At 69.4% G+C, this 11,721-nt stretch carries 10 protein-coding genes and 1 riboswitch; of the genes, 7 read left to right on the top strand and 3 right to left on the bottom strand.

The window, feature by feature from the left end; all coding sequences use genetic code 11:
* Positions 1-286 precede the first annotated feature (286 nt).
* The 4 genes from AB0F13_RS07765 (at position 287) to AB0F13_RS07750 (ending at position 4,749) form a co-directional block, all read left to right on the top strand.
* Entirely contained in the window at positions 287-1,399 is a 1,113-nt protein-coding gene (locus AB0F13_RS07765; RefSeq protein ID WP_362076816.1) for a LacI family DNA-binding transcriptional regulator, read from the top strand.
* Between the two features lie 297 nt (positions 1,400-1,696).
* Positions 1,697-2,788 carry a metallophosphoesterase gene (locus AB0F13_RS07760; RefSeq protein WP_362076813.1) on the top strand — a complete coding sequence of 364 codons (1,092 nt, stop codon included), beginning with the start codon at positions 1,697-1,699 and terminating at the stop codon, positions 2,786-2,788.
* A 190-nt stretch (positions 2,789-2,978) separates the two neighbouring features.
* Positions 2,979-3,872, top strand: coding sequence for a hypothetical protein (locus AB0F13_RS07755; protein WP_362076810.1), 894 nt, complete (start codon positions 2,979-2,981; stop codon positions 3,870-3,872).
* Positions 3,873-4,143: 271 nt separating this feature from the next.
* The gene (locus AB0F13_RS07750; RefSeq protein ID WP_362076807.1) at positions 4,144-4,749 is read left to right on the top strand and encodes a disulfide bond formation protein DsbA; all 606 of its coding nucleotides are present in this window, start codon (positions 4,144-4,146) and stop codon (positions 4,747-4,749) included.
* Positions 4,750-5,196: 447 nt separating this feature from the next.
* Here the strand turns inward: AB0F13_RS07750 and thiC are convergent, their stop codons facing one another.
* Positions 5,197-6,972, bottom strand: coding sequence for a phosphomethylpyrimidine synthase ThiC (thiC, locus tag AB0F13_RS07745; protein ID WP_362076804.1), 1,776 nt, complete (start codon positions 6,970-6,972; stop codon positions 5,197-5,199).
* Positions 6,966-7,103, bottom strand: a riboswitch (TPP riboswitch). (Overlaps the previous gene by 7 nt.)
* A gap of 62 nt (positions 7,104-7,165) precedes the next feature.
* Between thiC and AB0F13_RS07740 the strand changes: the two genes are divergently transcribed.
* The 3 genes from AB0F13_RS07740 to AB0F13_RS07730 all read left to right on the top strand — a co-directional run bounded on the left by AB0F13_RS07740 (position 7,166) and on the right by AB0F13_RS07730 (position 10,465).
* Complete coding sequence (locus AB0F13_RS07740; protein WP_362076801.1) at positions 7,166-8,485, top strand: YibE/F family protein; 1,320 nt, start codon at positions 7,166-7,168, stop codon at positions 8,483-8,485.
* A gap of 22 nt (positions 8,486-8,507) precedes the next feature.
* The gene (locus AB0F13_RS07735; RefSeq protein ID WP_362076798.1) at positions 8,508-8,708 is read left to right on the top strand and encodes a hypothetical protein; all 201 of its coding nucleotides are present in this window, start codon (positions 8,508-8,510) and stop codon (positions 8,706-8,708) included.
* Positions 8,709-8,884: 176 nt separating this feature from the next.
* On the top strand, positions 8,885-10,465 hold the full coding sequence (locus AB0F13_RS07730; protein ID WP_362076795.1) for an SPFH domain-containing protein: 1,581 nt from the start codon (positions 8,885-8,887) through the stop codon (positions 10,463-10,465).
* A 10-nt stretch (positions 10,466-10,475) separates the two neighbouring features.
* Here AB0F13_RS07730 and AB0F13_RS07725 read toward each other — a convergent pair whose 3' ends face one another.
* Positions 10,476-10,922 carry an SsgA family sporulation/cell division regulator gene (locus AB0F13_RS07725; RefSeq protein ID WP_362076792.1) on the bottom strand — a complete coding sequence of 149 codons (447 nt, stop codon included), beginning with the start codon at positions 10,920-10,922 and terminating at the stop codon, positions 10,476-10,478.
* A gap of 441 nt (positions 10,923-11,363) precedes the next feature.
* The gene (locus AB0F13_RS07720; protein WP_362076789.1) at positions 11,364-11,582 is read right to left on the bottom strand and encodes a DUF5326 family protein; all 219 of its coding nucleotides are present in this window, start codon (positions 11,580-11,582) and stop codon (positions 11,364-11,366) included.
* Between the last annotated feature and the right edge of the window lie 139 nt (positions 11,583-11,721).

Genomic DNA, 11,721 nt, shown 5'->3' with positions numbered 1-11,721 from the left:
ATTGCCCCGGGCGGCGTCCAGGGCTTCAGGAGCGCTCCCCCTGCGGTTGCACGCCGTGGCGGGCGCCGTGGCGCGCATCCCTCGTGAAGGTGAGTTGAGACCTCTTCGAGACCTGAACCATTCACCAGGGGTGGATATGCCAAGTCCCGATGGTCAGGGGCGTAACGCCTCAACCACCTGCACTTCCATGGTCATTGACGGGAATCGCCAGAGCAGAAACGTGCCTGTCAACAGTCAAATGAGGCGCCCTGCCAAAGGACCACCCGAGCCCTACTATCGGCCTGCCATGACAGCAGCAGGGAAGCATCAGGTGAGCCGGGCGGAACCATCCCGCAGGGGCAGCCGGCAGGGCCGGGCGGGTATCCGGGACGTGGCCGCCGCCGCCGGGGTTTCGATCACGACCGTCTCCGACGCGCTCAACGGCAAGGGCCGGCTCCCGGACGCGACCCGACGCCATGTCCGCGAGGTCGCCGACCGGCTGGGCTACCGCCCGTCCGCCGCGGCCCGCACCCTCCGTACGGGAAAGTCGGGCCTCATCGGCCTGACCGTGACCACCTACGGGGATGAACCTTTCACCTTCACCGAGTTCGCCTACTTCGCCGAGATGGCCAGAGCGGCCACCTCCGCCGCCCTGGCGCGCGGCTACGCCCTCGTCATCCTCCCCGCCACCTCCCGGCACGACGTGTGGTCCAACGTCGCCCTCGACGGCACCGTCGTCGTGGACCCCTCCGACCACGACCCCGTCGTCTCCGATCTGGTGCGCCAGGGCATCCCCGTGGTCTCCGACGGCCGCCCCGCGGGCTCCCTGCCCGTGACGGCCTGGGTCGACAACGACCACGAGGCCGCGGTGCTGGGCATCCTCGACCACCTCGCCGCCGCGGGCGCGCGCCGGATCGGCCTGCTCACCGGCACGACCACGGACACGTACACCCGTCTGTCCACCACCGCCTATCTGCAGTGGTGCGAGCGCGTGGGCCAGGACCCGGTCTACGAGGAGTACCCCGCCCACGACCCGTGCGCGGGCGCCGTGGCCGCCGACCGGCTGCTCGCCCGCCCGGACCGGCCCGACGCGGTGTACGGGCTGTTCGACCCCAACGGCACCGACCTGCTCGCAGCGGCCCGCCGCTACGGCCTGCGCGTACCGGACGACCTGCTGCTCGTCTGCTGCAGCGAGTCCACCGTCTACGCCACCACCGAGCCGCCCATCACCACGCTGTCGCTCAAGCCGCGCCGCATCGGCACCGCGGTCGTACAACTGCTCATCGACGCGATCGAGGGACTGGACACCGGTCGCCCGGTGGAGCAGGTCATACCCACCGAACTGATCGTGCGGACCTCCTCCGAACGACGCCCTCCACGCACCACCGTCAGCCCGCCGCGCGGACCCGCCGCGAGCTGACCGGGGCGGCGCGGGGCGACCCGCGTCAACCCGGAGTGGACCCGGTGTCCGGCGCACGAGGAGGCGCGTCACCGCTCACAGGAGCCGCCCGGAGCCCGCCTGACCGGCGCGAACGGCTCATCTAACGGATCATTTGGGGAGAAATGACCGGCGATCCCGGTCTCCCGCCCCGATTCACAGCCCCTGGTGCGTCACAACCCGCGACGGTCATTCCTATGATGGGCGCACGACACCACGGACCGCCGTCGACCAGGCCAGGTCCACAAGGTGCACGGCGGCGCGATGGTGGAGGGGTCGATGACTCAGGGGGCCGGTCAGGGACCTGCGGCACGGACCGCGGCGGCGATGCCGCCCTTCCCCGGGTACGCCGCTCCTCCTCCGCTGCCCGGCTACGACCGGGCCGTCCCGCCCCCGCAGGCGGCCCCCGAGTACCCGGAGTACCCGGAGGGGTACACGCCCACCGCGCGTGATCTGCCGGTCATCGGCCGGAGCACCCCTCAGGACGTGCCCACCGTCGAGCTGACCCCGCTGCCCGCTCCACAGCACGAGCCCATGCTCACCGGCCCCGGTCCGCTGTACGTCGTCGGCGACGTCCACGGCTATCTGGACGAGCTGCACGAGGCGCTCGCCGCCCAGGGGCTCATCGACGCCCAGGGCCACTGGGCCGCGGGCAACGCCCGTCTGTGGTTCCTCGGCGACTTCACCGACCGCGGCCCGGACGGCGTCGGCGTGATCGACCTGGTCATGCGGCTGTCGGCCGAGGCCGCGGCCGCCGGCGGCTACTGCAAGGCGCTCATGGGCAACCACGAGCTGCTGCTGATCGGCGCCAAGCGCTTCGCCGACACGCCGGTCAACTCCGGCGCCGGGACCGCCTCCTTCCAGGCCGCCTGGCTCCTCAACGGCGGCCAGCGCACCGACATGGAGCGCCTGGAGGACCACCACCTGCAGTGGATGTCGCGCCTCGACGCGATGGCGCGCGAGGACGGACACCTGCTCGTGCACTCCGACACCACCGCCTACCTGGAGTTCGGCGACTCCATCGAGGCCGTCAACGACTCGATCACCGAGGCGCTGCAGCGCAACGACCCCGACGAGTGCTGGGACCTGTTCCGCAAATTCACCAAGCGGTTCGCCTTCCGCGACGAGGACGCGGGCCCCTTGGCCGTACGGGAGCTGCTGGGCACCTACGGCGGCAGCCGAATCGTCCACGGGCACAGCCCCATCCCCTACCTCCTGGGCGAGGTCGGCACCGAGGACGCGGACGGCGACGACGGCACGCCGATGGTGGACGGTCCGCATCTTTACGCCGACGGGCTGGCGCTCGCCATGGACGGCGGGGTCACCATGGCCGGAAAACTGCTGGTCGTGCAACTTCCGCTGGCCGGCTGAGGGTTCAGCCGGGCGGTCCACGGGCAGGTGAGGAGTTCCACCACCGCGGGGTAATTCGGCAAACACACTGTCACCTCGCGCCGGTGCGGCTCTACCATCGGCTTATCCGTAGCAGGCTCTCCTCCGTTTCCGCCCACTGCCCGGTGGTACCAGCCGGCATCAAGGCCCTACGGAGCATCGGGGGATGCACATGAACAGCGCTCCGCACCTGCTGGCCGAGGACCGCCCGGAATTCGAGCGGGTTCTCGACCAGGCGTTGCGTTCAGCGGACCAGGACCAGGAGATCAGCGCACTCGCCGCCGCGATAGGACAGCGGCTCAATACCGAACAACTGCGCACCATGGCGCTCAGCGCCATGACCGCCATCGCGGCCTGCGCGACGGCGGAATACCAGAACTTCGTCAGCGCCCGCGAGGAACTGCGCGCCCGGTCGGCCGCCGCCCGGCCCCAGCCGGTCGCCCGCGCCCTCGCCCACGGCGCCGGCTCCGGCTCCGGCGCGGCGCCCTCGCCCTCCCAGGCATCCGCCGATGTGCCCGGCGACGAGGGAGCGGGCGCCGGCGCGGTCCTCGCCGTGCTGGCCCCGGCCCTGGCGGGGATCGCCGCGCTCCTCTTCCTGCTCATCGGCTACGTCATGCGGACGGTCGGGTCGGGCGACTCCGTCGCGAGTCAGATGATCAACGTCGGCTGGTGGTTCGGCGCCTTCACCGCCGCCGGGGTGCTGGTCGCCATGTCCGGCATGCTGCGCACCGCCCTGCGCAACGGCCGGCAGCCGGAGGAGGACGCCCCGGGGGCCGACCGTCTCACCGAGGAGACCGACCGCGCCCGGGAGGCGTGGCGGCAGGCGCTGCTGGACCGCGGCATCCTGCCCTTCCTCCGGGAGGCACTGGCCAATGGGCCGGGAGCACCACGCTCCTCATACGTTCGCAGGCAACCCTCCGGTCCCAGCCGCACCCCGCACCTCGGCTACTCCCGGCCCGGTTTCTCCAGCCCCGACAGCGATCCGTCCTCACCCACCCGGACGGGCTTCACGAGCCCCGATTTCACCGGCCCCGACTTCGGCGGCCCGGAGCGCCGGCCCGAATAGGGCGGGCGCTCCGGGCCGTTCACTTCACGACCTGCAGGCGGGGTTCAGTCCGCGATCGGCAGATACACCGAGGCGCCGCCCAGGGCTGAGGTGTGTCCGATGGGTCGTCCCGTTCGTGCCTACAGGACATGCCCTGGTGATGCAGTGGCGTTCGAGGTGGGCGCCGTCAACCGTGAGCAGGCGTCGGAGTGCTGCCCGCTCAATTGGCCCGTGATCTTCACGGGGAAATGGACCTGCCTGCTGGAGCACCTTGCTCCATAGCCTCAGGGGCATGACACATAGAGTCGACTTCTACTTCGATCCCATTTGTCCGTTCGCTTGGATCACCTCGCGCTGGATCCTTGAGGTGGAGCGCCACCGTGACCTCGATCTGCGCTTCCGGGTCATGAGCCTGTCCGTACTCAACGAGGGCCGGGCCGATCTGCCCGAGCGGTACCGGCGGTTGCTCGACGTGGGCTGGGGACCGGTGCGGGTGTGCGTGGCTGCGGCGCGGGAGCACGGTGAGCACGTGCTGCGTGAGTTGTACACCGCCCTCGGCACACGCATCCACGTCGCCGACCGCGAAGCATCCGACGCCGTTATCCGGGAAGCACTGGCCGAGGCCGGCCTTCCGGAGGCACTGGCTGACGCGGCACACACTGCGGAGTACGACGAGGACCTGCGCAAGAGCCACCACGAGGGCATGGACCCGGTCGGCGAAGAGGTCGGCACCCCTACCCTGCACATCGACGGTGTCGCGTTCTTCGGCCCCGTCCTGACCGCGATCCCTCGTGGAGAGGAAGCCGCCCGACTCTTCGACGGTGCACGGCTGCTGGCCGGCTACCCGAAGTTCTTCGAGCTCAAGCGCACCCGCACAGCTGGCCTCGACTTCAGCTGAGTCGACGGCGAAGGCGAAGGGCGACGACGACGGCCGTGGACCAACCGGCCGGATCGCGGATCGGTCCAACTCCCGATCGGCGCGTGCCCATCTGGATGTGATCACGACTAGCTGATCACCGTGCTGCTGCACTGCGTCACCAGCACAACTGAAGACGATCGAGATCCGCAGTGTTGGGAATCCCTGATGTGACTCTGACCGCGATTTCGTGGCGGTCACCGGGTGAACCTGTCACGTTGGGATCGAGCGTCCCAACTGCCGCCGTTCCGCAACCGGCTCATTCACGGAACCGCGGGCAGAGCCAATTTCGAAGATCTCTGTCAGCAGGCGTGACCTACCGGTCTCAAGCCGCGAATGAGCTGCGCGGATACTGCCCCTGACAGGAACGCGGAGCCCTGGCCGCCGAGCACGACCAGGGCCTCAGCGCGGGGATGGGACCCTGGCAGGTCAATCAGCCAGGGGCAGGTAGACACGGTTGCCCGCCTCAGCGAACTCCTTGGACTTCTCCAGCATCCCCGCTTCGATCTCTGCGTCACTGGCCGGACCCGCCAGGTCGGGGGCGAACTGCTCTGTGATGCTTCTGCTGATTTTCATCGAACAGAACTTCGGACCGCACATCGAGCAGAAGTGCGCCGTCTTCGCCGGCTCGGCCGGCAGCGTCTCGTCGTGGAAGGCACGGGCCGTGTCCGGGTCGAGAGCCAGATTGAACTGGTCCTCCCAGCGGAATTCGAAACGCGCGTCGGAGAGGGCGTCGTCCCACTCCTGCGCGCCCGGGTGCCCCTTGGCCAGATCCGCCGCATGCGCGGCGATCTTGTAGGTGATGACGCCGGTCTTCACGTCGTCGCGGTCCGGCAGGCCCAGGTGCTCCTTCGGCGTGACGTAGCAGAGCATCGCGGTGCCCCACCAGGCGATCATCGCCGCGCCGATCCCCGAGGTGATGTGGTCGTACGCCGGTGCGACGTCCGTCGTCAGGGGGCCGAGCGTGTAGAACGGCGCCTCCTCGCAGATCTCCTGCTGGAGGTCGATGTTCTCCTTGATCTTGTGCATCGGGACGTGGCCCGGGCCCTCGATCATCGTCTGCACGTTGTGCCGCTTGGCGATCGTGTTGAGTTCGCCGAGCGTCTTCAGCTCGGCGAACTGGGCCTCGTCGTTGGCGTCCGCGATCGAACCGGGGCGCAGCCCGTCGCCGAGGGAGTACGTGACGTCGTACGCGGCGAGGATCTCGCAGAGCTCCTCGAAGTTCTCGTAGAGGAACGACTCCTTGTGGTGCGCCAGGCACCACGCCGCCATGATCGAGCCGCCGCGCGAGACGATGCCCGTCTTGCGGCGCGCGGTCAGCGGCACGTAGCGCAGCAGCACGCCCGCGTGGACGGTCATGTAGTCGACGCCCTGCTCGGCCTGCTCGATGACCGTGTCCTTGTAGATCTCCCAGGACAGTTCCTCGGCCTTGCCGTCGACCTTCTCCAGCGCCTGGTAGAGCGGGACGGTGCCGATGGGCACGGGGGAGTTGCGCAGCACCCACTCGCGGGTGGTGTGGATGTTGCGGCCGGTGGAGAGGTCCATGACCGTGTCGGCGCCCCAGCGGGTCGCCCAGGTCATCTTCTCCACCTCCTCCTCGATGGAGGAGGTCACGGCGGAGTTGCCGATGTTGGCGTTGACCTTCACCAGGAACTTCTTGCCGATGATCATCGGCTCGATCTCCGGGTGGTTCACGTTCGCCGGAAGCACCGCGCGCCCGGCCGCGATCTCCTCGCGGACGGTCTCGGGAGAAACGTTCTCCCGGAGGGCCACGTACTCCATCTCCTCGGTGATCTCGCCACGGCGCGCGTACGCGAGCTGGGTCACCGCGGCGCCGCCGCGGCCCCGGCGGGGCTGGCGCGGGCGGCCGGGGAAGACGGCGTCGAGGTTCTTCAGGCCACCGCGCGGCGACGTGTGCTTGATGCCGTCGTCCTCCGGGCGCATGGGCCGCCCGGCGTACTCCTCGGTGTCGCCCCGGCCGATGATCCAGTTCTCCCGGAGCGGGAGGAGGCCGCGCCGGACGTCCGTCTCGACGGCCGGGTCGGTGTACGGGCCGGAGGTGTCGTACAGCTGTACGTCCTGCCCGTTGGTGAGGTGTACTCGCCGCACCGGAACCCTGAGGTCCGGCCGCGAGCCGGTCACGTAGTCCTTGTGCCAGCCGATGTCCCGGCCGGTTTCGGACGTGCGTGCATCCTGCGAGGTCATGAGACCAGTCTCCCTACGCCGGCATTACCCGGTAACAGGTTCGGCGGTCGACGCAGCGGCGTCCGTACGTGCTTCCGTACGGAGGTCAGCGCCCTCTCAGCCCGGTGCTCCGAGCTCCCGCGATTGCAAAAGGTGGCACCACGCTAGCGCCTTCCGCTGCGGGCCTGCCAGGGGGGCTTGCGATGATCGGGGGGTGACCCCCACTGACCGCACTCCCCCCGCCCCCCACTCCCACGGCCATGGCCACGGGCACTCCCACAGCCATTCCCACGGCCCTGCGAAGCCCGTTTCGGCACATCTGCGCAAGGTGATCGCGGCCGTGCTCATCCCCTTCGCCGTCGCGGTGGTGACCGGCCTGATAGTCCTCTGGCCGGGTGGCGCGCCACCGCACCAGCCCACCGGGCTGGGCCTCGACCAGAAGACGGAGTCGGGTCGGGTGGTGAAGATCGAGGAGTTCGACTGCCCCAAGCCGGGCGGCCGGCCACCCCAGCAACAGCAGGCACCGCCCGGGGCGCCGCCCCCGGCGGAGGGACCGTGCGAAAAGGCCACGATCGAGGTCGCCTCGGGCCCGGACAAGGGGAAAACCTTCACGGAGGTCGTGCAGCCGAACGCTTCCCGTCGCTACGACGTCGGGCAGAAGGTGATCCTGGCGTACGCGCCGAAGGCCCCGGAGAATCTGCGCTATTCGGTCACGGACGTGGACCGGACCATGCCGATGATGCTGCTCGCGGGCATCTTCGCGGTCGCGGTCGTGGTGGTGGGACGGCTCCGCGGGATCTTCGCGCTGGTGGCCCTGGTGATCAGCTTCGGGATACTGACGCTGTTCATCCTGCCGGCGATCCTCCAGGGCTCCAATCCCCTGCTGGTCGCCGTGGTCGGCGGCAGCGCGATCATGTTGATCGCGCTCTACATGTGCCACGGGGTCACGGCCCGGACGTCGGTGGCGGTTCTGGGCACCCTGATGTCCCTGCTGGTCATCGGCCTGCTCGGGTCGCTGTTCATCGAGTGGGCGCACCTGACGGGCAATACGGACGACCAGACCGGCCTGGTGCACGGCCTGTACCCGCAGATCGAGATCCGCGGCCTGCTGCTGGCCGGAATCATCATCGGCTCGCTGGGTGTGCTCGACGACGTGACGGTGACGCAGACCTCGGCGGTGTGGGAGCTGAAGGAAGCCGACCCGGCCGCGAATTGGCGCAAACTGTACGGCTCGGCCATGCGGATCGGGCGGGACCACATCGCTTCGGTGGTCAATACGCTGGTTCTGGCCTACGCCGGAGCGTCGCTCCCATTGCTGTTGCTGTTCTCCATCGCGGACAGTGGGGTGGGGACGGTGGCGACGAGCGAGATCGTCGCCGAGGAGATCGTTCGCACGCTGGTGGGCAGCATCGGGCTGGTGGCCTCGGTTCCGGTGACGACCTTGCTGGCAGCGCTCGTTGTCAGTGCCGACCGGCACAATGCGAGCACGGGGAGAGCCAGGGCGCGTGGCGGCAGGCGCCGCCGCGCGAAGTGAGGAAACCGGGGGGGGGCCGGGCGTGATCGGTGAGCTGGGGAGAGTGACGGGGACGGTCGGCCCGGGCCTGGTCGGCGAGGTGATGGTGCGCGTGCGGGGCGGCGCCGAGGCGTTCCTGGCCTACGCGGCGGAGGGGGACGCGCGCATCGAGCGGGGCACGGTCGTCCTGGTCGTGGAATATCTGCCGCCGCGCACGGTCTATGTCACACCGGCCTACAGCTGAGCCGCAATGGACCGGTGATGTCCGGTGGGAATGTGATCCCGTGCTGAGGTGATGTCCGGTGCCGATACCGGGTGTTCAAGATCCAGAAGGGGGGGTTCCGGCGTTTCACCCGGGTGCGCCCGGGCGCACGCTTCTTGATCGCACGGCTCATCGCGAGCCGAAAAGGGGGGCAACGCATGTTCATCGGCATCGTGGCGGGGGTCGTACTCGTCGCGGCCGGCGTCCTGATCGGGCTGTTCAAGCTCATGTGGCGGGTCGCCGAGCCCAACGAAGCCCTGGTCATCTCCGGCTCCAAACACCGCACGGAGGGCCTGGAGGAGGGAATGGGCTTCCGGATCGTCACGGGGCGGGGGACGCTCGTGCTGCCGGGGGTGCAGGTGGTGCGAAAGCTGTCACTCGACCTCAACGAGGCGGACTTGAATGTGGATTGCGTGACGAAACAGGGCATTCCACTCAAGGTGCATGGCGTGGTCATCTTCAAGGTCGGCGACGACTTCGTCTCGATCGCCAACGCCGCCCGCCGCTTCCTGGACCAGCAGAAGTTCATGCCGGAGCGCGTGCACAACGTCTTTGCCGGCCATCTGCGCTCGATCGTGGGCGGGTTGACCGTGGAGGACATGATCCGCGACCGGGAGCGGCTGACGGGCGAGACCCGGGCCGCTTCGGGCACGGAGATGGAGAAGCTGGGCCTGATCATCGACTCGCTTCAGATCCACGAGATCCAGGACCCCACGGGCTACATCCGGAACCTGTCCGCGCCGCACGCGGCCGCGGTCCAGCGGGACGCCCGGATCGCACAGGCGGAGGCGGACCGGCTGGCCACCGAGGCCGAGCAGCAGGCCGCCGGCCGGATGGCCCAGGCGACCCGTGACAGCGAGATCCTGCAGGCCGGCTACCAGGCCGAGCGGGACAGCGCGGCCGCCAAGGCCCGCCAGGCCGGCCCGCTCGCCGAGGCGGCGGCCCAGCAGGAGGTCGTGGTCCAGGAGACGCGGGTCGCCGAGCTGGCCGCCCAGCGCCGGGAGCAGCAGCTCCAGGTCGATGTGCGCAAGCCCGCCGACGCCGCGGCGTACGAGAAGCGGACGCTGGCCGAGGCCGAGCGTGACGCCCGCATCTCCGCGGCGCAGGCCAAGGCCAAGGAGACGGAGCTGGCTGCGGCCGCCGAGGCGACACGGGTGAAGACGGCAGCCGCAGCCGAGGCGGAGGCCACCAGGGCCCGCGCCGCCGCCTCGGCGGCGGCGACCCGCGCCACGGGGGAGGCCGAGGCCGCGGCGGCGCAGGCCAAGGGCCTGGCTGCCGCCGAGGCGGCCAGGGCGAACGGCCTCGCCGCGGCCGAGGCCATCAAGGCCCGGGCGGCGGCGCTGGCCGAGAACCAGGACGCGGTCGTCGCCCAGCAACTCGCCGAGCAGTGGCCCGAGATCGTACGGGCCGGGGCTCAGGCGTTCGGGAACGTGGACCACATGGTGCTGCTGAACGGGGCGGACGGCATGTCCGACCTGTTCGCGAAGGCGCTGACGATGGGAGGAACGGGTCTGGGACTCGCGCGGCAGCTGCTCGCGACCATGGGCACGGCCGACGGGCCGGGCGCCCGGTCGAGCATGGGCGGGAAGGGTGACAGTGTCGACAAAGCCACTGACGAGAAGGGCGGCAGCGGTCCGGCGGTGAGCACTCCGGCGTCCGCGCCGCGGAGTGCGGCACCGCGTACCGAGCGCGTACCGATCGAGGAGGACGGCGGCGCACCGGGCCCGGGAGCCCGCTGACCGCGGCCTGCTAACCGGCGTTCTGACCCTCGGGGTTGCCGGCGAGGATGCTGTCGAGCGCCGCGGCGAGGTCGTAGTCGAAGTCGGCGACCGAGCGCTCCTCGCCCAGCGGGGCGACGCGGTCGGTCCGGTCGAGGAAGGCCACCAGCGGCGCGGCACCCGCCCGGAACAGGGCGCCTTCACCGCCCACTTGCAGCCGGATGAAGACATCCGACAGGTGCTGTGCGGAGGCGGGGGCGATGTGCACGTCGCCCTCGCCGGAGGGCTGACTCAGCCCGTCGAGCAGCAACTCCCTCGCGAAGGCCCAGGTCACCGGGGCATCGCCAGGGAGGTGAAAGGTGAACTTCACGGCGTAGGGATCGCTGCTGTCGTAGCCCAGCTCCACCGGGATCCGGAAGGACAGCTCCTCGGACACGAGGAAGGTCATGACCACTTCTGCCTGAACTGTGTCGCGCATCGCCCAATGCCCCGTCTTCGTCGGTTTGGCAGGGATTGAAGCCTGATGGCCCCAATGACGCCATAGTCTGACAAGAACGCCCAGTGGATCACAAGGAGTGATTTTCCAGTTACTCATGGAGACCGAGGGTGAGCATACGAGCTCGCCGACTCTGGAGCGTAGCGACTCGACTACTCCATGGAGTCGTAACGTGGGATTTGATGGCACGGAACGGCCGAGAACTGGCCAAAGTAGGCCGAGGGCACACGGATTACCGTTTGGGCAGCGGGCCTGGCGTCGAAGTTGACGGCGAGATGGTGGAGAGATGTTGACGGGAGAGATAACTCCCGGCCTTCCGCTTCGTTGAGTTGACCGAGCGGACACCGGCCGACGGCGTGGGCGACGCGGCCTGCCGGTGGGACGTTCCCGGGCGTTCCCCCTTTCGCCCGGGTCGGCCGGTTCCTACCAGTCGCCCCTCGACGACGAGGACGACGTGAACTTCTTGACGACGAAGACCAGGCCACCGACGAGCGCCACCAGCAGCAGCGCCTTGAAGAGCAGGCTGATGACAAAGCCGAGCACGCTCATGATCAGGCTGCCGAAGACCACCAGCGCGAGAACCGGCACGGCGATCCACTTCACCCACCACGGCAGTCCTTCGAATATCCCCTTCTCAGCCATCTCGACCCCTGCTCTCCGCTTCGCGCGTGCTTTCACACGGCCTTGTCACGTCACGGCCACCGTGACCCGGCGTGCGAATGCAGCACCATGAGTCACCGGCCGCCCGGGGCGGAATGCCCCGGCCTGCCCTCGATGCTAG

The sequence above is a fragment of the Streptomyces sp. NPDC026206 genome (assembly GCF_040638465.1).
In the GTDB taxonomy this organism is placed as follows: Bacteria; Actinomycetota; Actinomycetes; order Streptomycetales; family Streptomycetaceae; genus Streptomyces.
The sequence above is the reverse complement of the archived record's forward strand: the minus strand, read 5'-3'. Positions and strand labels throughout refer to the sequence as shown.